Genomic DNA, 20,164 nt, shown 5'->3' on the forward strand with positions numbered 1-20,164 from the left:
ATCCGAATCATTCAGAAAAGAGACAACTCATGACGACACCCGAAGCCCAACCGCGCATGACCGCGGTCGTCTGCCACGGCCCCGAGGACTATCGCGTCGAACAGGTCGCGATGCCGCGCCCCGGCACGAACGAGCTCGTGATCCGCATCGCCGCGTGCGGCATCTGCGCGAGCGACTGCAAGTGCTACACCGGCGCCAAGATGTTCTGGGGCGGCCCGAGCCCGTGGGTGAAGGCGCCGGTGATTCCCGGCCACGAATTCTTCGGCTATGTCGAAGCGCTCGGCGACGGCGCGGCCGAGCATTTCGGCGTCGCGCTGGGCGAGCGCGTGATCGCCGAGCAGATCGTGCCGTGCGGCAAGTGCCGCTATTGCAGATCGGGCCAGTACTGGATGTGCGAGGTGCACAACATTTTCGGCTTCCAGCGCGAGGTCGCCGACGGCGGCATGGCCGAGTACATGCGCATTCCGCCGACCGCGATCGTCCACAAGATCCCGCTCGGCATATCGCTCGAGGATGCCGCGATCATCGAGCCGCTGTCGTGCGCGATCCACACGGTGAACCGCGGCGACGTCCAGCTCGACGACGTCGTCGTGATCGCGGGCGCGGGCCCGCTCGGGCTGATGATGACGCAGGTCGCGCACCTGAAGACCCCGAAGAAACTCGTCGTGATCGACCTGATCGACGAACGGCTCGAACTCGCGCGGCAGTACGGCGCCGACGTGACGATCAACCCGAAGCGCGACGACGCGCGCGAGATCGTCCGTGCGCTCACCGACGGCTATGGCTGCGACGTGTACATCGAGACGACCGGTGCGCCGGTCGGCGTGAACCAGGGGCTCGACCTGATCCGCAAGCTCGGCCGCTTCGTCGAATTCAGCGTGTTCGGCGAGGACGCGACCGTCGACTGGTCGATCATCGGCGACCGCAAGGAGCTCGACGTACGCGGCGCGCACCTCGGGCCATACTGCTATCCGGTCGCGATCGACCTGCTCGCGCGCGGGCTCGTCACGTCGAAGGGCATCGTCACGCACGGTTTCGCGCTCGAGGAATGGGACGACGCGATCCGCGTCGCGAAATCGCCCGAATCGATCAAGGTGCTGCTGAAGCCGGCCCGCTGACGGCCGGCGTGCGCCTCACCGGAGACATCATGGAATACGTCATAGGCGTCGACATCGGCACGCAGAGCACCAAGGCGCTGCTCGTCGACCGGCACGGCACGATCGTCGCGCGGCGCTCGGCCGGCTACCAGCCCGATACGCCGCGCCCGTTGTGGGCCGAGCAGTGGCCGAAGGTATGGTTCGACGCGGTGCTCGACTGCATCGCGGGCTGCGTGAGCGACGCGCGCGCGCAGGGCGTGCCGGCCGATGCGATTCGCGCGGTATGCGTGAGCAGCCTGTACGGCGGCTCGGGCATCCCGGTCGACATCGATATGCGGCCGCTGCATCCGTGCCTGATCTGGATGGACCGGCGCGCGACCGCGCAAGTCGACTGGGTCAACGAACACGTGAACGTCGAGCGGCTGCGCGTGATTACCGGCAACGGCGTCGACAGCTACTACGGGTTCACCAAGATGCTGTGGCTGCGCGACCAGCGGCCGGACGTGTGGGCGAACGTGCGCTATTTCCTGCCGCCGAACGCGTACGTGATCTATCTGCTGACCGGCGAAGTCGCGGTCGACCACAGTTCGGCCGGCAATATCGGCGGCGTGTACGACGTCGCGCGCCGCGAGTGGTCGGACGACGCGCTCGACATGCTCGGCATTCCGGCGACGATGATGCCCGAGCGGCTGGTCGATTCGACGGACGTCGTCGGCGGCCTGCTGTCGCAATGGACCGCGCAGCTCGGCCTGCCGGCCGGCACGCCCGTCGTGGCAGGCGGCGTCGATGCGTCGGTGGCGACCTTCGCGGCCGGTGCTACGCGCACCGGACAGCACGTCGCGATGATCGGCACGAGCATGTGCTGGGGCTACGTGAACCGGCACGTCGATGCGCGCCACGGCCTCGTCAGCATGCCGCACGTGTTCGACGGGCAGCGCGACCTGTACGTGTTCGGCGGCGCGATCACGGCCGGCGCGTCGATCGCATGGTTTCGCGACCAGTTCTGTCACGCGGAAATCGATGCGGCGCGCCTGCTGCCGCACGGCGATCCGCACATGTTGCTCGAGGAGGCGGCCGAGCGCGTGCCGGCCGGCGCCGACGGCGTGCTGTTCCTGCCGTACCTGATGGGCGAGCGCAGCCCGGTGTGGGATGCCAAGGCGAGCGGCGCGTTCGTCGGGCTGAGTCTCGCGCATACGCGTGCGCATCTTTATCGTGCGGTACTCGAAGGCGTCGCGTTCGCGTTGCGCCACAACATCGAGGTCGGCCGCCGTGGCGCGGCGGCGCTGGACGATCGATTGATCGTGGTCGGCGGCGCCGCGCATTCGGCGCTGTGGATGCAGATCATCGCCGACGTGACGGGTTTTCCGGTGTGGACGATCGAGCAGGACGTCGAAGCCGCAATGGGCGCCGCGCTGCTCGCGGGCGTCGGCGCAGGGCTCGTGTCACGCGACGACGCACAGGGCGGCTGGGTCACGCTCGTCGAGCGCGCACGGCCCGACGCCGACCGCGCGAAAACGTACGACGCGCGTTTTTCGCTCTACACGGCGCTGTATCCGGCACTCAAGCCGATCATGCACACGCTCGGGACATCATCATGAACACACGATTCGATTTCAGTGGGTCGACGGTGCTCGTCACGGGCGCCTCGAGCGGAATCGGCCGTGCGTGCGCGGTCGCGCTGGCGCATGCAGGCGCGCGCGTCGTCGCGGCGGCGCGCGACATGGCCGCGCTCGACACGCTCGCCGCGGAGATTGCGTGCGATACGTTGCGTATGGATGTCGGCGGCGACGAACACGCGATCGATGCCGCACTCGCCGCGTACGATGCGTTCGACGGCCTCGTCAATTGCGCAGGGATCGCGTCGCTCGAGCCTGCGCTCGACGTCGAAGCCGCGCATTTCGATCGCGTGATGGCCGTCAATGCGCGCGGTGCGGCGCTCGTCGCGCGGGCCGTGGCGCGAAGGATGATCGAGCGCGACGGACGCGGTGACGCGCACGCGCGGGGCAGCATCGTCAACGTGTCGAGCCAGGCGTCGCTCGTCGGGCTGCCCGCGCATCTGAGCTATTGCGCGTCGAAGGCGGCGATGGACGCGATCACGCGCGTGCTGTGCATCGAGCTCGGCCCGCACGGCATTCGTGTGAACAGCGTGAATCCCACCGTCACGCTCACGCCGATGGCGCAGGTCGCGTGGAGCGAACCGGACAAGCGCGAACCGATGCTCGCCGCGATTCCGCTCGGCCGGTTCGCGCAGCCGGACGAAGTCGTCGAGCCGATCCTGTTTTTGCTGAGCGATGCGGCGTCGATGATCAGCGGTGTGTCGTTGCCGATCGACGGCGGGTATACGGCGCGCTAGGCCTTCGTCACGGACGTGGCGGGCGGCATTCGTGGAGCGGCCGGCGCGCGGCTAGACGGGATCCTTGCTCGGCGGTCCGTCCGGCTGCTGCGGGTTGTCGTGATGGCCGGGCGGCGACGAGAACGGATCGTCTTCCGGGTCGCGGTTCGGGTCGGCCGGTGGCTCGGGCGTCGGGGTCGTGTGGTCGCTCATGGAGAACTCGTGCGGTGCGTGACGGCGGTGGCGCGGCGGACGCGCCTCGTCTTGGTTATAGCCAATCGAGGGCGCGTTTGCAGCGGGTTCTTGTGGCAGGCTGCCGATCGTCGGCGAAATCCGCGTATTGACGGTGTTCGTGCGGAATCTCGCGAGGTCGCGCAATCGAAGTCAGCGCAAGTCCGCCGGTGTATCGACGTCGCGCAGGATGCCGGGATCGTCGATGTCGAGCAGTTGCACCGGTGCGCTGGCGAACAGCGCGCGGGCGCCCGTGTCGCCGTCGAGGGCGGCAAGTGCTTCGAAGTGGTGCGCGGCGAAACCGACTGGATGCCCGCGCACGCCGCGATGCGCGGGCGCGACGATCGATGCGTTGTCGGCTTCGAGCGCGCGTGCGACCGTTTCGTAGGTGGAAGCGGCGATCCACGGCATGTCGCCGAGCGCGACGAGCCAGCCGCTCGCGTCGGGCGTCGTGCGGACGCCGGCCGCGAGGCTCGCGCCCATGCCCCGCAACGCGTCGGGTGCATAGACGACCTGGCAGCCGGCTTCGTTCAGCAGAATTGCAAGCGTTTCGGCGCCGGGACGCACGACGGCGATCACGTCGGCGGTGGCTGCCGCGAGACGGCGGGCGGCGGCCACCGCAACCGGCGTGCCGTCGGGGAGCCGGGCGAGCAGCTTGCTGTGCAGGCCGCTCGGGTCGAAGCGTTGACCAAGGCCGCCGGCGAGCAGGACGCCGGTGGCGAGTGACGCATAGGACATCGGCGCGAGGGGAGTGAGGCAGGTGCTGCGATTGTGCGGGAGCACACGGGGATCGGCAAGTGAGGATGTTACCGAATCACGCCTGCCGGATCGGGAAAACTGTCATCGCGCCGCTTCGTCGAGCATGCTTTCGTCGACAGGACCGTAAATTGCGTGCGATTCGTTCTGGATCACGGCCCAATAGCGATCGCCGAGCGACCAGTGCCACCATTCGGACGGGTAATTCGTGAAGCCGGCGTCCGTCAGCGCGTCGATCAGGATCTGGCGGTTTCGCGCGGCTGATGAACGGGTTGTGCGTATAGCACGCGCCGGACGATTCCTGGTCGGTGGCGTTCATGATGGCGAGGCCGGTTGCAGGCCGTCGGCCGATGTCGAGCAGGGTGGCCGCGGTCGTTTTGGTCAGACGAATCGCCAATATGCCAGAGTCTCGTGGAGAATGCGCCGCGATTTGATGCGAGCGCGGGCGACGCTTACCAGAGCGTCTTGACGTGCGCGTACGCGCGGATTTTTTCGTCGCGCGTGACGAGCGGCGCGCCGAGACGCCGCGCGGTCGCGACGATCATGCGATCGGCCGGATCCTTGTGGAACGTGCCGGGCAGGTCGGTGGATTTCGCGGCGATGTCGGCATCGACCGGCACGAAACGCATGCCGTCGATCTGCGCGACGGTGGCGAGCCACGCGTCGACATCCATCGTCAGGGCGAGGCGATCGTTGCGCACCAGCATCGCGATTTCCCACGCGGAGATCGCCGATGCGGCGAGCGCGCCTTCGCTCCGCGCGCGATCGATCGCGCTCCGCGCCTTCTTGCTGAGCGCGGGGTCGCCCGCTATCCACCACACCAATGCATGCGTATCCAGCACGATCACCGCGACGCCTCCCAATCATCTTCCGCAATCGGATCGAGAGGATTGTCGTAGCGCATGACCGACCCGCGCAATATGTCCAACGGCTGGGCTTCGCGCGAGCGATACGGGCGGATCTCGAGCGTCGGTTTGCCGTGGTCGGTGACGATCAGGCTTTCGCCCGACGCCTCGACGAGCCGGAAGTATTCGAGCGCGCGAGCCTTGAATTCGGATTTCGATACGGGAGCGTGCGGCATCATGATATGTTCATGGTCACGTGACGATGGTCATTGTAGGGTGGAGCCTGCGCCACTGCAAGCAATTGGCCTTGAGGCCGGCTGCTGCGATGTTGAGTAGAATCCGGATGGCCGCCTCTCCAGCGCAGAGGTCCCGACTGAGGGGGGACGCGCGGAGCGGAATTGAATAAATCACAAACAATTCGAATATGAGAACGTTCCGCCAACGATTCGAGAAAATCGTCGACGATCATCCGTTTACGCTTCTGTCATTACTTGTACTTTCTCTCGGTGGAGCACCGCTCCTGCTTTATTCCGTCAGCATTGGCCAACTCCCCGATTTCACGCTGACGGACCTGACAGGCGCACTGATAGCGGCTTTCGTCATCGAGATCGGGCTCGCCGGGTTGTTCGCTATTTACTTTCTGTTCGCTGGATTCTCCGCGCGTTTCGTGCTCGATCAGTTTTACGAAGACAATCCTACAGCTTCGATCGGACAGTCCGGGTCACCGACACAGAACCAACAGATGCGCGACCGTTTGCTGCGAGGGCGCTTCATCTTGCTGGCGACGATGCTGACTGGCCTGCTATGGGGGGAAGCGCTGGCGTCTCCGTTTGTATACTGGATCGGTCCGGCATTGGCTTGGCTGACTGTCGTCGGCTACCTGATGACCTACGCTGGGCTGATCGGGTTATTGATCGACAACGAGTCGATCGCGACCAGTGGGCGGACTCGGGTGCTGTGGAGCGTATTCGCTTTCGGGGCAGTGGTACTCGTCGCATTGCAACTGGCAGCTCGTTTGAAACCGATCATGGTTGATCCCGCGCTGGCGGACCAGGCACATCCGCTCGCCTTCGCCTGCTCGAAGCTGGCGCCGGTCGCCAGGATAGGGATTGAGTGGATAACGGCGCACCTTTGGATCCCGTCGGTGTTGGTTGTGGTCTCGGTCGCGTTGTTAGTACGGCGGCGCTGGACGGGACGAAGCGCGAGCGTCTCGAATCGAGCGTTGAGAGTCGGATTACGCTGGGTTCTGGGGATCGCGATTGCGGCATTCGTCCTGGCGAGCAGCTCGTGGATGGTCGATCATGCACGCTTCGAATGGCTGTGGCAAGCCAATTGGCTTGCGCTGTCGGTCGTGGGCGCGGCTACGGGCGTGGTGGGACTGCTGTGGCTGATTTGGCGGGTCTTGCGGGGTAGGCTGGCGAATACAAGTATTGTCGGCGGGGGCGGCCCGAGGTTGCTTGCTCGCTGGAACGGTCCGTCGAAGCTGATCGTGGCGAAACTGTGCGTCACGGTCGTATTTGCATTTTGCACTGTCTGGGTGTTGCTGTCCGCGTATTTCCTGGTCGACATGACTCATGCCAAGGATCGCGCGCAGATACTTTTCATGACGATATCGTTGCTCAGCGTATTTAACTGGGCGGCATTTTCGACGCGCGGGTGGAAGACACGTGCTGGATTGTGCGTGATGGTTGCCATCGCTGCCTTTGCCTCGGTGCCTACGATTGCGCAGAACCCGTTGCTGTTTCCTCGCATGCTCGTCACGACGCTCGGGTTTGGTAATCGACATGCATTGAGCATGGCGCTGTCTGGCCAGCAGTGCGCGACGCTGGCTCCATTCGGTGTACGGTGTTCGACCGGCAAGGATGGCTCGATTACGTTGACTCACGTCAATATCGTCAACCGCCTCGGCTCATCGATGGTGATCGAGTTGATGCTGCGCACCGATTCTTCCGCGGACACCGGCCCGGTGATCGCACGGAAGTCGGCCACCGTTGCGCAGCCGCGCGCTGTGCACGTTCCCGAGACCGGTTCACGGCGCGCGGCGAAGCCGGTTCCGGCGGCCGCTTCGAGGCCGTCGAGTGCGGTATCCGCGAATGTGTCGGCTCAGACGCTGGTGTTGACCATGGCGGTTCGAGATTCGATATCTCATGAGCAGGGGCACGGTTGCGATCCGTTTCTCCTTGAATTGCGGACACGCGCGTTGAAGCGGGCGCCCGTACAAGCCGAAAAGTCCAGCGACAAGACGAAGGCTTCGGGCGGCGGCGCGGCGAGCGGGACGAAGGCGGTCGGCGCCGTGAGCGTGATGGCGCCGACCGCGCCGTTAGTCAAAGATGCCGATCTGAGCTGCGTTCGCATTACGATCCCGAAGGATCAGGTCGTCAGTTATGCGAGTGCAGGTGGGAGAAGCTACGAGGCAGGTTATTCGGGCTATATTCCCGCCGCGGAAAAGATGGATGGTGTCCATTGAGCATCGGTGACGGCGGGGGTATTGCCCAACGTCATGTCGCTTCACGCATCCGCCCACTTCCTCAACAGATTGTGATAAATCCCGGTCAGCGAAATGACCATCGGATCCTTCGCGCCTTTTTCCGCGGAAAGCGCCTGAATCTGCGTATCGAGCTGGAACAGCAGCGTGCGGTCGCCGTCGTCGCGCACCATGCTCTGGATCCAGAAGAACGACGCCACGCGCTCGCCGCGCGTCACCGGTGTGACGTGATGCAGGCTCGATGCCGGATACAGCACGAGGTCGCCCGCCGGCAGCTTCGCGCGATGCACGCCGTACGTATCCTCCACGCACAGCTCGCCACCGTCGTACGCATCGGGTTCTTCGAGGAACAGCGTGGCCGACAGGTCGCTGCGCACGCGGAAATCCGTGCCGCGCAGCAGCCGGATCGCGTTGTCGACGTGCGTGCCGAACGTCTCGCCGCCTGCATAGCGATTGAACAGCGGCGGAAACACCTTGAGCGGCAGCGCCGCGGAAAAGAACAGCGGATGGCGGGCGAGCGCATCCTGGATCGCGTCGCCCACCGCGCGTGCGGCCGGCGAGCCTTCCGGCAATTGCCGGTTGCGTTTCGCGAGCGCCGACTGCGCGCCGGACGTCGCGTTGCCGTCGATCCATTCGGCGCGATCGAGAAGTTCGCGGCATTGCGCGACCTGCGCTTTCGTCAGTACGCCGGGGATGTGAAGCATCATGATACGGATTCCATTGCGTGCGGCGCCAGTTGCATCGCCGCCGACCGAAACGCGTCGAGCGGCGACGACACGAGATACGCGCGCATCTTCGCGATGAACGCGGGTGTCGCGGTGGCCGGCACCCGCGCGAGCCACACGAGCGCTTCGTCGACGCGCCCGCGCTCGGCGAGCAGCCGCGCGTAGTTGAACTGGCCGCGAAAATCGCCGGCAACGGCGGCACGGCGATAGTGGTCGAACGCGGCGTCGATATCGACCGGTACGACCCAGCCGTCCTCGTAGAAGCCGCCGATCAGGTTGATCGATTTCGCATGGCCGAGCGCGGCCGCGCGGCGAAACCACTCGAGCGCGTCGGCGCGGTTCTCGTCGACGCCGTTGCCGAGGGCGAGTGCGGTCGCGTAGTTGTACATGCCCCAGTCGAGGCCCGCCTGCGCGGCGAGCCGGTACCAGTACACGGCGACCGGCGCGCACGCGGCCGTGCCCCAGCCGAACTCGTAGCAGCGTCCGAGCATGTTCATCGCCATCGGATGATTCGCCTGCGCGGCATGCCGGAACCACGTGAGCGCGGCCGCGGGATCGCGCGGCACGCCGTGGCCGTCGAGCAGGTATTGCCCGTACACGGCCTGCGCATCGACGATGCCGTGCTCGGCCGCCGCCGCGACCCACGCGGCGGCGCGCTCGGGCGGCCCGGCCAGGATGTCGGCGAACTCGCGCGGCGTGACCGACGCGAGCGCCTTCAGCGACACGGCCTCCATCGATCAGTAGCGCGCGTTCAGCGTGACGAACGCCGAGCGGCCCGGCGCGATCGACGCATAGTGCGCCGGATACGCCTGATCGAAGTAGGTGCGGTTGAACAGGTTGTTCACGTTCAGTTGCAGATCGAGCTTCTTGTTGATCCGGTACTGCGCCATCGCGTCGAAGCGCCAGTACGACGGCACGGCGCGCAGGTTCGCGGGATCGCCGAACACTTCCGACATGTAGAACGCGCCGCCGCCGACCGTGAACTTCGGCGTGATGTCGTAGTTCGACCACATCGTGAGGCTGTGCTTCGGCGTGTTCGGGAAGCGGTTGCCGTTGTTCGCGGTGTCCTTACCGTTGTCGCGCAGTTCGCTCTTCATGTACGTGTAGCCGCCGAACACCTGCCACTGCTTCGTGATCTGGCCCGCGACGCCGAGCTCGAGGCCTTGCACGCGCTTGTTGCCGACCATCGCGTACTGGTTGTTCGGCAGCGTCACGCGCGCGTTCGTCGTGTCGATCTGGAACAGCGCGGCCGTCAGCGACAGCTTGTCGTTCAGCACGTTCCATTTCGTGCCGAGCTCGATGCTGCGGTTCTTTTCCGGCGAAAGCTGATCGGCATTCGGGCCGACGCCGCCGCGGCCCGGCGTGAGCGACTGCGTTTCGCTGCCTTCGCCGAGCAGCATGCCGGCGGGCGTCGACGACGTCGCATACGACGCATAGATGCTGCCGTTGCGCGCGGGCTTGAACACGAGGCCTGCCTGCCAGTTGAACAGCGTGTCGTCGCGCGTGTAGGTCTTGCTGCCATTCGCCTTGGTATCGGTGAAGCGGGTCGAGTAGTCGTCGACGCGCACGCCGGCGTTGACCTGCCAGCGCGGCGTGATCTCGATCGTGTCGAAGCCGTAGATCGACTTCGTCGTGGTGCGCGCATGTGCGTAGTCGTTGTTGCGCGAGATCGAGCCGGCCCACGGATCGCTCGGGTTCGGCGACCACAGGCTCGTGCAGTTGTAGCCCGACGCGGCGCCGATGCCTTGCTGGCAGATCTTGCCGGTGTCGGTCGCGACCTTGTACGAGTCGCGCTTGCCCCATTCGCGCGACAGCTCGATGCCGGTGTTGAAGCTGTGCTTGAACGGGCCCGTGCGGAATTCACCGAACAGCTCGGTCAGGTTCGCGAGGCTGTTGATCGCGCTGTTGCGGTTGTTGTTGCGGCGCCAGACCTTGCCGTTCACCACGTTGCCCTGGCTGTCGTCCGGCTGCGTCCAGATGTAGTCCTGCGTCGATTCCGTGTAGCGCGCGGTGTTGCGCACCGTGAGGTTCGGCGTGATGTCGTGCTCGATCCTGATCGTGCTGATGTCCGACGTGGTCTTGCGGAAGTCGCGGTCGATCAGGCCGTAGAAGTTGTGGCGATCGACGGGCGCCGGATAGATCGTGCCGACGTTCGCGGGCTTGTTCGACGTCGTATAGAAGTACGGGATGCCGCCGTCGGGCATGTCGTCCGTCTGCAGGTGGTAGTAGCTCGCGGTCACGCGCGTCGGCGTGCCGAGACCGAACGCGATCGACGGCGCGACGCCCCAGCGCTCGTTGTTGACGGCGTCGCGGCCGGCCACGTCGTTGTTGTGGCTCATCAGGTTCAGGCGGAACGCGGCGTGATCGGCGAACTGCCAGTTGCCGTCGGCGGTGAAGCGGCGATAGCGGTCGGTGCCGAGGCCCGCGCTCGCGGCGGCCGTCGTGCCGAGGTGCGGGGCCTTCGTGATCAGGTTGATGCTGCCGCCCGCGCCGCCGCGGCCGCCGTACGCGCCGTCGGAACCCTTGGTGATCTCGACGCGCTCGGTGTTGAAGATCTCGCGCGTGGTGGCGCCCGTGTCGCGCATGCCGTCGACGAACATGCTGCCCTGCGTGTCGTAGCCGCGGATGAACGGACGGTCGCCGAGCGGGTTGCCGCCCTCGCCGGCGCCGAACGTGATGCCGGGCACGGTACGCAGCGCCTCGGTCAGCGTGGTCGCGCCGCTGTTCTGGATCAGTTCCTGCGGGATCACGGTGACGGATTTGGGCGTGTCGACGAGCGGCGCGGTGAATTTCGCGGAAGCGGAAAAGTCGGCCTTGTAGCTGTGCTCGGTCTTGCCCTGGATCTCGATCGGCGCGAGATGGCCTTCGGTGCCGGCGGGCGCCGCGGGCGGCGCGCCGTCGGCGAACGCGGGGCTCGCGGCCAGCACGCTGCAGAGGGTGGTGAACTTGCCGAGCTTCAGCTCGTCGGGACGGGACTTCATGGTGCGCTTCGACCTCGCGGTGTGGCTCCCGGGGCAGTGCGCTACGGAAATGTGCATGCCGGCGGGGATTATTACGATTTGTTTTCAGGCGGCATTCTATGTAATTTCTTTACGAATGAGAAGCGTTCTTGTTCTCATTTGTCGGGGAATTGTTGACGAATGTGGCGGAGGGGTCGAAGGCTCGTGGCCGGGGAGCGACAGGCAACGCAATGGCGTCTGCCGATGGCTTCGTCGCTGCAATCGCCGCCTCGAACGGTTCGATCGTGGCCACGCGCGACGTCGCGCCGTTCGAAGCAGCAGGCCTGCGTGTGATCGACCCTTGGTTCCGCTGACGCCGGGTCGGCGGCCGTCACGTCCCCGGCGCCGAAAATGACAACGCGCCGTGCAAGTCGGCGCGTTGAATGCGTTACGTCTGCGCGCGGCCCTTGAACTGCAGCAAATTCCCGTTCAGGCGCGCGACACCGGCCGCAGATCAGTCGATTCCGTGAAACACCGCATCCTCCGGCCCCAGGTATGCCGGCGGGCGCCATGTCGCGTCGCGCATCGAATGCTGGACGAGATTCTCGACGCCCAGCAGCACCGCGAAGATCGCCATCCGCACCGGAATGCCGTTGTCGGTCTGCCGGAAGATCGCGAGACGCGGGTCGCGGTTCAGGTCGACCGACAGGTCGTTCGCGCCGGGCCGGCTGTCGCGCGGCAGCGGGTGCATGATCAGCGTGTCGGGCTTGCACACCGAGTCGACGAGCGCCTGGTTGATCTGGAAATCCGGCGTATAGCCTTCGAACGACTCGTCGGTGAAGCGCTCCTTCTGGATCCGCGTCGCGTAGACCACGTCCGCGCCGCGCAAGCCCGCCGCGAGATCGTTCGTCTGCTCGACCGCGTGGCCGTTCGTCGAAATCTGGTCGACGATGTACGCCGGCATCTCGAGCGTCGGCGGCGACACGAGCGTGAACTTCAGCCCGCGGTACAGCGCGAGCAGCTTGACAAGCGAGTGCACGGTGCGGCCGTACTTCAGGTCGCCGACCAGCGCGATGTGCGCGCCGTCGACGATCTTGCCGAGCCGCGAAAACTCGCGCTGGATCGTGTAGAGGTCGAGCAGCGCCTGGCTCGGGTGCTCGCCGGGGCCGTCGCCGCCGTTGATCACCGGCAGGTTGGTCGCCCGTGCGAATTCGGCCACCGAGCCTTTTTCCGGATGGCGGATCACGAGCGCGTCGACGTAGCCGGCCATCACGCGGCTCGTGTCGTAGATCGATTCGCCCTTCGCCATCGACGAGAACGTGAAGCCCGTCGTGTCGCACACCGAGCCGCCGAGCCGGCAGAAGGCCGCGCCGAACGACACGCGCGTGCGCGTGCTGGCCTCGAAGAACAGGTTGCCGAGCACGGCGCCTTCGAGCACGCGTGAAATCTTGTGACGCCGCGCGATCGGCTGCATGACGTCCGCCACGCGGAACAGCGCCTCGACCGAATCCCGCGAAAACTGGTCGACCGAGATCAATTGCGGCTTGCCTTCGAACAGGAACTGCTTCGCGAGCCCTTGTTTGTCTACGCTTTGCGTATAGTTCTCGCCATCCGGCGCCGAACGCTCGACGATTTCCGACACGAAGCGCTCGACGATCTCGGGCATCCCGCGCGATTCCTGCGAATCGTCCGGAAGCAGCCACGTATCCAGCGCGCGGCGGCTGACGCCGATGCGATTCGCGAATGCCTCGCGGGTCATGTTGAGGCGGCGCATCGCGTCGCGGAGGAAGGCTTGCTGGGGAACGGTCATCGGCGGCTCCTGGGCGGAAAATATACGCGGTGCGTATATTAGTTTCTGCCGCGATGAAGTCAAGAAAAATCTGTGCGCACAGCGGGTGTGGCGCATGACACTCGACGCGGCCGTACTGGCGCGCGGCGCGCGTCTCCGTATAATCAGGTCAGGCCCCGTGTCCGGCAGCGTGCCGGGCGCCGCGCCGCACACGATTCGCCCGGTCGGGCTTGTTGATTCGAAGGAGAATGAGAATGACGCGTACGATTGCTGCAATGCTGCTGGTGGTGACCGCCGCGCTCGCCGGTTGCAATACCGTCGCCGGCGTGGGCCAGGACATTTCGAAGGGCGGCCAGGCGATCAGCGATTCGGCTGAAAAGGCCAAGTAAGCCGACCGGTTCCGGCATGCAGAAGGCGCCGGGCCTTCCCGCGATGGCGGGGCGGCCCGGCGCCTTTTTTGCGTACGAATCGATGCCGCCGGCGTCAGGCGCGTTCCACGAACGCGTAGCGGCCCTCGACCTTGCGCGGCGTGAACCAGCCGTAGTCGGGGAACAACCGGTTGCGGACGAACCAGACATAACCGACCAGCGCGGCCGTGATCGCGAGGCTCGGCAGCGCGGCGGACGGATCCCGCCCGAGATCGGCGACGGTCTTCGGCATCTGCAGCAGCGACAACAGGATGAACGCGTGATATGCGCCGACACGATGGGTCGCAAAGCCCCAGATGAACAGCAGCGACAGCGGCACGGTCAACGCCAGGAAGGCGGTGACCAGGACGCCGCCGGCGCCGGACGCGAGGAAGTAGTATGCAAGCATCAGGCTGATGACCAACTGCGCGATGCCGAGCGCGATCAGGATCCGGATGTGTATCTTGTTCTTGCGGCAGCGTTCAGGGTCGGGGCGCGACGCGATCAGGTGCGCGAGCACGCGATCCTTGAGCCCTTGCCCGGATAGCTCGGCCAGTGCGTCGGCCTTCCTCGTTCCCGCGGACAGCAGCACCGCGATTCTTGTTTTGGCTTCCTTCCTGTTCATTGCGTGGCGGAGTGTTGTTCGATGATGGTCAAAGGGCCGGCCACGCGAATATTGCATCTTGCGCAGTCGTGCGCAACGGTTTTGCGGTGCGCGGACACATTCCTACAGTCGCCCGCCATGTGACGGAAAGGCTGGATCGACGAGCGCTGCGACGTCGACGGAGGCGCCGCCGTCTCCGCGGGGACGCGACGAACGCGAGTCAGTCGGCGGCGGCCTGCGCGGCGCGCGCGGCGAGCGATTCGACGGGCGGCTCGCGCCGTCGCATCGCGCCGACGAGCATGCCGGCGACGACGAGCGCGATGCCGGCGACACGTGTGCCGGTCAGCGTTTCGCCGAACAGCGCGACCGCGAACAGCACGGCCGAAACCGGCGCGACCGCGGTGAACAGGGCCGCCTCGGTGCCGCTCGTGCGCGCCGAGCCCGCATACCAGCACAGGTAACCCAGCACGGTCGGAATCAATGCGTAGTAGGCGATCGCCGACACGGCGCCGACGGTCCAGCCGCTCGCCACCGCATGCCATTCGAACGCGGCCGGCACGAGTGCGAGCACGAAGCCGAGGCCCGACATCGCGGTGGATAGCGCAAGCGGCGGCAACGGCGCGGCAAGCCGACGGTTGAGCAGGATGAAGACCGCTTCGCATGCGACGGCCGCCAGCACCAGCGCATCGCCAACGAGCGTTTGCAGCGACGGCATCGCATGGCCCGGCGCGAACGTGACGAACAGCACGCCGGCCGTGGCGAGCGCGGCGGCCAGCCAGTCGCGCGGCGTCTGCCGCTCGCGCAGCACGACGGCCGCGATCAGCGTCGACATGGCCGGCAACGTGCCGAGCATTACGCCGGCATCGAGCGGCGACGACAGTTTCGTGCCGCTGATCAGCAGCACCGTATAGCCGACGCCACCCGCCGCCGCCTGAATGACGAGCAGCACGGCATCGCGTGCGCAAATGCGTGGCCAGCGCATGCGCTGCGCGCGCATCATCGCGAACAGCAACGGGGTCGCGATCAGGAAGCGCAGCGCGGTGGCCGCGAACGGCGGCAGGCCGCCGGCCGCGAGACGGCTCGCGATGACGGTGCTGCCGACGCCCGCCATCGCGGCGGCGAGATAGAGATAGCCGATCAGTCGTGTCTTCATGCGCTGCATCGTCGTGTATGGCGGCAACGTGCGTCTTGAACGAAATTGCAGCCAGGGACTGGACTGACGGTGGCGAACCGTCGGCTTGCGCTGACGCAACAGGTCGCGGTGGCCTTCGAGGGGGTAGTCGCTTTCGAACGCAGTGCGCCCGGCGCCCCCGGGCGTTGCGCGGCCGACGGCGTTACTCAACCCGCTTGCGTAAACCGCCCCGGCGTGATGCCGAACTGGCGCGCGAATGCGCGCGTCAGGTGGCTCTGATCGGCGAAGCCGGCTTCGGCCGCGGCATCGGCGATCGGCAGGCCGCTGGCCAGCAGCGCGCGCGCCAGCCGCGTGCGCGACTGAACCAGGTATGCATGCGGCGTGATGCCGAGCTCGCGCGCAAAGCCGCGCAGCAACTGGAAGCGGCTGACGCCGCTCAACTCGGCCAGCTCGGCGAGCGACACGGGTGCGGCCGGCGCCGCGTCGAGCCGCTCCCGCGCGGCGTGGACCGCCGGCGCGACGCCGGCCGCCGGCAGCGTGCGGCTTGCGTGCCGGGCGAGCAACCCGGCGACGAGCATGACGAGCGCTTCGTCGCGGGCCAGCGGCTGGGTTTCGCCTGCCACGATGCGCGCATGCAGCCTGCCGACGGCGGCCGCAAGCCGCGTGTCGCGCACGGCCGGATGCGCAAGCTCGACGCCGCCGAGGCCTTCTTCCGCCGCGACGCCCGCGACCAGCGCGGGGGCGAGATAGAGCATCCGCCAGCGCCGCCCGGTGCCGGCCTCGAGCGGCGAGCCGTCGTGCACCTCGCCCGGGTTGACCATGATTGCGTCGCCTGCGAGCGCGTCGACCTGACCGCGGCCGCTCCACGACCGGTGCGCACCGCTGACGATCACGCCGACCCCGAATTCGTCGTGCGCGTGGCGCGGAAACGCGCGGTCGGACTCGAGGCTGATTGCCTCGATGCCTTCGCCGGTGCGTCGGTAATGGATGACACGGTGCATGTGCGCTCCTCGCGCCGGGTGCGGCGCGGATCACGTGCACTTTAGCGTGTTCCGGCGCCGCGCGCCCTTCATCCTTTTGGCCGATACCGCGCGGCGCGCGCAGCCCGCACCATGTGCGCATGAGCAGCGTACACGGCCCGCCGGGCCTGAGGCTGCGCGGGAGGCGGCAGGTGGAACGACAGGATCCGGTATTCATTCAGGTGGGTGCGCTCGCGGACGGCTTCGCGCCCGAGGCGAACATCCTCGCATCCGTCGACGCGCTCGTCGGGCGGACGCTGACGCTCGTCGACGCATCGGGCGCGTGGCGCGTCCATACGTTCGAGCCGGGCGCGCTGCAGTGGCGCGACGCGGTGGCCGATACGGGCGGCCGCGCGCCGTGCCGCGTGACGCGGCTGCGCGACGGGCTGTACTTCGTCGACTACATCGATGCCACCGCTCGGGCGACATCGGTCAGCCTCGTGATCGATCTCGACAACGGCGTGTGGACGTCGGTCGTCGGTACGTTGCCGACGGAAGCCGACACGCGCATCGATGCGTTCACGCGCGTCGCGCGCGGGCTGCCGCTGACGGCCGTCGACGCGCAATTCCGGCATGGCACGCTCGGCGGCCACGCCGAGCCGGGCCCGCTTCACGCGCCCACGCGCGAGCTGATCGGCAAACGCACGATGTATCGCTACAGCCCGACCGAATGCTACGAGCACATCTACCTGAACGAGAATTTCTACGCATGGCAGTGTCTGCAGGGCGTCGAAGGCGGGCTGGCCGATGTCGACCGCTGTCATTACTTCAAGATTGCGGACGAGCTGTATCTGTTCGTGTGGCGCGAAAAGGTGGTGCCGACGCTCGGCGTCGTGCTGATCGACCTCGCGCAACGCAAGACCGACGGCAAGATCTTCGGCTATCAGGGCGGCGATTTCGGCACGCTGTCGAATTTCCCGGTCGGCGCTTACGCGCAGGTGCTGAACGAAACCGTGCATCCGCTCGGCGACGAGGCGCAGCGATGACTGCCGTGCGGGGCAGCGGCCGCCTGCATGCGGATTTCAGCGGGCGCGTCGTGCTCGTCACGGGCGCCGCGCAAGGAATCGGCGCGGCGATCGCGCGCCGTTTCGCGGAATCCGGCGCATTCGTCGCCGTGGCCGACCTGAACGGCGACGCGGCGGCCGTGCAGGCCGACGCGCTGGCGAGCGCGGGCGGCGAAGCGCGCGCGTATCGGGTCGATGCCGCAAGCCGGGACGAACTGGATGCGCTCGTTGCGGCCGTCGAGCGCGACGGCGGCCGGCTCGATGTCGTCGTCCACAATGCCGCGTATTTTCCATTGACGCCGTTCACGCGGATCGACGAGCCGACGCTCGAGCGCACGCTGTCGGTCAACCTGTCGGCGCTGTTCTGGCTTGCGCAGGCCGCATTGCCGGCCTTCGAGCGCGCGGGGGCCGGGCGGCTGCTCGTCACGTCGTCGGTGACGGGGCCGCGCGTCGTCTATCCGGGGCTCGCGCATTACGCGGCGTCGAAGGCCGGCGTGAACGGCTTCATTCGGGCGGCGGCGCTGGAGCTGGCGCGTCGCAACGTGACGGTCAACGGCGTCGAACCGGGGATGATCCGCACGCCGGCGGCCGGCAATCTCGGCGACGCGTCCGTCGCGGCGCAGATCGCGCGCGACATTCCGCTCGCGCGGATGGGCGAGCCCGAGGACATCGCGAACGCGATGCTGTTTCTCGCATCGGCCGACGCGGCGTACATCACCGGGCAGACGATCGTCGTCGACGGCGGCGCGACCTTGCCGGAGAGCGGGGCGGTGCTGGGCAACGGGTAGCGGTGAGCCAGCGAGGGCATCGGTTTCGGCGAGGCCGTGCGGGCATCTGCGGACGGCCCGTATCATGAGGGCACGTGCCGCACGCCGTGCCGCGACTACAGCCAGCCGTTGCGGATGAACTCGACGATCGAATAGCGGCGATGCTCGAGATCGTGCTGCCGGACGGCTTCGACGATGCGCGATACGCCATCCGCATAGGGTGTCGCGCCGGATACGCGCGATTCGAACTGCAGGCTGCATGCGCCGTCGTCGATGCGTATCCGGTGAACCGCATGGCGGCCGAGCTGATCGTCGGGATGCCGAATTCGCTGCGCTGCACGGCCGGGTCGCGCACGGAGCGGATGTCTTCCGGCCGTACGCCGAGCGATTGGGCGATACCGACGGCCGTGCCGGGGACGGACGTCTTGCCGGCCTGATGCGATTCCGTCACGCCGATCTCGCAGTCGCGAAACAGGTGGCCGCTGGCTTCCAGCATGCACATGAACTTCAGCATCAGGATGTTCGTGTTCGGGCACAGCACGACCGGAAAGCCGTACGTCCCGGTTTCGAGGTCGGAGCCGGTCGACAACTCGACGAGCGGCGACGCGGTGGCCTGGCAGAATGCGATCGCGTCGGGGAGTTCGCGGCCCGAGCCGGCATGGACGACGATCGTTCGGGCGTCGGTATGTCGGGCGTCGCTACGTCGGGCGTCGGTTCGCGCGCTGTCCGGCCACGGCATCACGCGGCAGGCGGCCGGGTCGAGCGTGTGCGAGCCGAGCAACTCGTTGGCGAGCTTGCCGGTTCCGATGACGAGTACTTGCATGGGATTGACGGTTGAGATTGGGGAGGCGAGTCGGCGGTGGTACATGCCGTCGGGCAGGCGGGCTTGGTTGTCGTGCCGCGCGCCGCGCCTGGCGGACATCGCGCATTATGCCCGGCTGTCCGTTGGCGCGCTTGTCGGGCCGGGCATGGGGTGCCGCGGCGCATAGGCTCGCCGACGTCCAACCCTCGGCAATCCTCGGCAACCGATCTCTCCCGCGACGTTGCGATGTCCCGCGGCGTGTGGGCCGCGATCCGCTTCCTGACGCCGCCGGGCGGGCTCCCGCGCAACCAAAGCGAAACGGCCGAAACCGCATTACGGCACCCTCATCGCCGTGCGCACGAACGCGTGAACGGCGCTACGCTGTCGGCATTTCAACCTATCACCCTCGATCCAGGAGAACACATCGATGGAACACCACCTGAAAGGCAAGGCGGTCGCGATCACCGGCGGCTTCGGTCATCTGGGCGTCGCGACGGCTATGTGGCTCGGCGAGCGCGGCGCCCGCGTCGCGCTGATCGGCCGCGGCACGGCTCCGGCGGCGCAGGCGCTGCCCGGCGTGCCGGCCGATGCGTTGCGCATCGGCGGCATCGATCTCGTCGATCCGCGGGCCGCCGTGCAGGCGCTCGAAACGGTCAACCGCGAATTCGGCCGGGTCGACGCGCTGCTGAACATCGCCGGCGCATTCGTGTGGCAGACGATCGCTGACGGCGATGCCGCCACGTGGGACCGCATGTACGAACTGAACGTGAAGACGGCGCTGAATGCGTCGAAGGCCGCGCTGCCATACCTGGTGGCGAGCCAGGCCGGCCGCATCGTCAACATCGGCGCGGGCGCGGCGTTCAAGGCCGGCGCGGGGATGGGCGCGTATGCGGCCGCGAAGGCGGGTGTCGCGCGGCTCACCGAGGCGCTCGCGGCGGAGCTGCTCGATCGCGGCGTGACCGTGAACGCGCTGTTGCCGAGCATCATCGACACGCCGCCGAACCGCAAGGACATGCCCGACGCCGACTTCTCGCGCTGGGTCCGCCCGGAACAGCTCGCGGCGACGATCGGATTCCTGCTGTCGCCCGACGCGCAGGCGATCACCGGTGCGTCGATTCCGGTGAGCGGGCGCGTCGCGTAGTGCACCGGGGAGGGCGTGCCGGGTCCGGCCGTGCGTACAATGTCGCACCGGATCGCGCGACCCGAACCCGAGACCCGAATCCGAGACCG

20 protein-coding genes and 2 pseudogenes are annotated in these 20,164 nt (G+C 67.0%); 9 read left to right on the forward strand and 13 right to left on the reverse strand.

What is annotated here, in order from left to right; genetic code table 11:
• Nucleotides 1-29 precede the first annotated feature (29 nt).
• Genes WS64_RS29940 through WS64_RS29950 form a run of 3 tightly spaced genes read left to right on the forward strand, consistent with a single transcriptional unit; the run spans nucleotide 30 to nucleotide 3,450 of the window.
• Nucleotides 30-1,118 (forward strand): alcohol dehydrogenase catalytic domain-containing protein, encoded by a 1,089-nt coding sequence (locus tag WS64_RS29940; RefSeq protein ID WP_059639746.1) that lies wholly within the window; start codon nucleotides 30-32, stop codon nucleotides 1,116-1,118.
• A gap of 29 nt (nucleotides 1,119-1,147) precedes the next feature.
• Nucleotides 1,148-2,695 carry an FGGY-family carbohydrate kinase gene (locus WS64_RS29945; protein ID WP_060968947.1) on the forward strand — a complete coding sequence of 516 codons (1,548 nt, stop codon included), beginning with the start codon at nucleotides 1,148-1,150 and terminating at the stop codon, nucleotides 2,693-2,695.
• Entirely contained in the window at nucleotides 2,692-3,450 is a 759-nt protein-coding gene (locus WS64_RS29950; RefSeq protein WP_060968699.1) for an SDR family oxidoreductase, read from the forward strand. The genes WS64_RS29945 and WS64_RS29950 overlap by 4 nt, the downstream gene beginning before the upstream one ends.
• 51 nt (nucleotides 3,451-3,501) lie before the next feature.
• Here WS64_RS29950 and WS64_RS35040 read toward each other — a convergent pair whose 3' ends face one another.
• The 5 genes from WS64_RS35040 to WS64_RS29970 form a co-directional block, all read right to left on the reverse strand.
• Nucleotides 3,502-3,642 carry a hypothetical protein gene (locus tag WS64_RS35040; RefSeq protein ID WP_012339712.1) on the reverse strand — a complete coding sequence of 47 codons (141 nt, stop codon included), beginning with the start codon at nucleotides 3,640-3,642 and terminating at the stop codon, nucleotides 3,502-3,504.
• Between the two features lie 171 nt (nucleotides 3,643-3,813).
• Complete coding sequence (locus tag WS64_RS29960) at nucleotides 3,814-4,398, reverse strand: nucleotidyltransferase family protein (RefSeq protein ID WP_059584758.1); 585 nt, start codon at nucleotides 4,396-4,398, stop codon at nucleotides 3,814-3,816.
• 102 nt (nucleotides 4,399-4,500) lie between these two features.
• On the reverse strand, nucleotides 4,501-4,698 hold the full coding sequence (locus WS64_RS35445) for a M15 family metallopeptidase (protein ID WP_347876650.1): 198 nt from the start codon (nucleotides 4,696-4,698) through the stop codon (nucleotides 4,501-4,503).
• Between the two features lie 170 nt (nucleotides 4,699-4,868).
• Nucleotides 4,869-5,264: a type II toxin-antitoxin system VapC family toxin gene (locus tag WS64_RS29965; protein ID WP_060968948.1), complete on the reverse strand. Its 396-nt coding sequence runs from the start codon at nucleotides 5,262-5,264 to the stop codon at nucleotides 4,869-4,871.
• Nucleotides 5,261-5,500 (reverse strand): type II toxin-antitoxin system Phd/YefM family antitoxin, encoded by a 240-nt coding sequence (locus tag WS64_RS29970; protein ID WP_021158157.1) that lies wholly within the window; start codon nucleotides 5,498-5,500, stop codon nucleotides 5,261-5,263. Before WS64_RS29970 ends, WS64_RS29965 begins: the two co-directional genes overlap by 4 nt.
• Nucleotides 5,501-5,685: 185 nt before the next feature.
• On the opposite strand from WS64_RS29970, the gene WS64_RS29975 reads away from it, so the two are divergent.
• The gene (locus WS64_RS29975; protein WP_060968701.1) at nucleotides 5,686-7,728 is read left to right on the forward strand and encodes a hypothetical protein; all 2,043 of its coding nucleotides are present in this window, start codon (nucleotides 5,686-5,688) and stop codon (nucleotides 7,726-7,728) included.
• Nucleotides 7,729-7,769: 41 nt separating this feature from the next.
• On the opposite strand, the gene WS64_RS29980 is transcribed toward WS64_RS29975, so the two are convergent.
• From WS64_RS29980 to WS64_RS29990, 3 genes are read right to left on the reverse strand one after another with little or no spacing between them, the layout of a single operon-like run.
• Nucleotides 7,770-8,453 (reverse strand): Fe2+-dependent dioxygenase, encoded by a 684-nt coding sequence (locus WS64_RS29980; RefSeq protein WP_060968702.1) that lies wholly within the window; start codon nucleotides 8,451-8,453, stop codon nucleotides 7,770-7,772.
• Entirely contained in the window at nucleotides 8,450-9,205 is a 756-nt protein-coding gene (locus WS64_RS29985; RefSeq protein WP_060968703.1) for a tetratricopeptide repeat protein, read from the reverse strand. The genes WS64_RS29980 and WS64_RS29985 overlap by 4 nt, the downstream gene beginning before the upstream one ends.
• Before the next feature lie 3 nt (nucleotides 9,206-9,208).
• Nucleotides 9,209-11,452, reverse strand: coding sequence for a TonB-dependent receptor (locus tag WS64_RS29990; protein ID WP_060968704.1), 2,244 nt, complete (start codon nucleotides 11,450-11,452; stop codon nucleotides 9,209-9,211).
• Nucleotides 11,453-11,628: 176 nt separating this feature from the next.
• On the opposite strand from WS64_RS29990, the pseudogene WS64_RS29995 reads away from it, so the two are divergent.
• Nucleotides 11,629-11,784 (forward strand): annotated as a pseudogene (locus tag WS64_RS29995) (VapC toxin family PIN domain ribonuclease); the annotation flags it as partial.
• A gap of 140 nt (nucleotides 11,785-11,924) precedes the next feature.
• Here the strand turns inward: WS64_RS29995 and WS64_RS30000 are convergent.
• The gene (locus WS64_RS30000; protein WP_059584768.1) at nucleotides 11,925-13,220 is read right to left on the reverse strand and encodes an aspartate carbamoyltransferase; all 1,296 of its coding nucleotides are present in this window, start codon (nucleotides 13,218-13,220) and stop codon (nucleotides 11,925-11,927) included.
• A gap of 233 nt (nucleotides 13,221-13,453) precedes the next feature.
• Here WS64_RS30000 and WS64_RS30005 point away from each other — a divergent pair, with 233 nt between their 5' ends.
• Entirely contained in the window at nucleotides 13,454-13,588 is a 135-nt protein-coding gene (locus WS64_RS30005) for an entericidin A/B family lipoprotein (protein ID WP_006485835.1), read from the forward strand.
• Between the two features lie 94 nt (nucleotides 13,589-13,682).
• Here WS64_RS30005 and WS64_RS30010 read toward each other — a convergent pair whose 3' ends face one another.
• From WS64_RS30010 to WS64_RS30020, 3 genes are all read right to left on the reverse strand, one after another.
• Nucleotides 13,683-14,231, reverse strand: a complete 549-nt coding sequence (locus WS64_RS30010) for a hypothetical protein (RefSeq protein WP_060968705.1) — start codon at nucleotides 14,229-14,231, stop codon at nucleotides 13,683-13,685.
• A gap of 199 nt (nucleotides 14,232-14,430) precedes the next feature.
• Nucleotides 14,431-15,363 (reverse strand): DMT family transporter, encoded by a 933-nt coding sequence (locus WS64_RS30015; protein ID WP_060968950.1) that lies wholly within the window; start codon nucleotides 15,361-15,363, stop codon nucleotides 14,431-14,433.
• Between the two features lie 185 nt (nucleotides 15,364-15,548).
• Nucleotides 15,549-16,343: an AraC family transcriptional regulator gene (locus tag WS64_RS30020; RefSeq protein WP_060968706.1), complete on the reverse strand. Its 795-nt coding sequence runs from the start codon at nucleotides 16,341-16,343 to the stop codon at nucleotides 15,549-15,551.
• Between the two features lie 170 nt (nucleotides 16,344-16,513).
• Between WS64_RS30020 and WS64_RS30025 the strand changes: the two genes are divergently transcribed.
• On the forward strand, nucleotides 16,514-17,347 hold the full coding sequence (locus WS64_RS30025) for a molybdenum cofactor biosynthesis F family protein (protein ID WP_060968949.1): 834 nt from the start codon (nucleotides 16,514-16,516) through the stop codon (nucleotides 17,345-17,347).
• On the forward strand, nucleotides 17,344-18,153 hold the full coding sequence (locus tag WS64_RS30030) for an SDR family oxidoreductase (RefSeq protein ID WP_060310672.1): 810 nt from the start codon (nucleotides 17,344-17,346) through the stop codon (nucleotides 18,151-18,153). Before WS64_RS30025 ends, WS64_RS30030 begins: the two co-directional genes overlap by 4 nt.
• Before the next feature lie 95 nt (nucleotides 18,154-18,248).
• On the opposite strand, the pseudogene WS64_RS33955 reads toward WS64_RS30030, so the two are convergent.
• Nucleotides 18,249-18,955 (reverse strand): annotated as a pseudogene (locus WS64_RS33955) (dihydrodipicolinate reductase).
• A 406-nt stretch (nucleotides 18,956-19,361) separates the two neighbouring features.
• Here WS64_RS33955 and WS64_RS30045 point away from each other — a divergent pair.
• A complete protein-coding gene (locus tag WS64_RS30045; RefSeq protein WP_060968709.1) occupies nucleotides 19,362-20,075 on the forward strand; it encodes an SDR family NAD(P)-dependent oxidoreductase in 714 nt (237 codons plus the stop codon).
• The last annotated feature ends 89 nt before the right edge of the window (nucleotides 20,076-20,164 follow it).

The sequence above is a fragment of the Burkholderia anthina genome (assembly GCF_001547525.1).
GTDB lineage: Bacteria > Pseudomonadota > Gammaproteobacteria > Burkholderiales > Burkholderiaceae > Burkholderia > Burkholderia semiarida.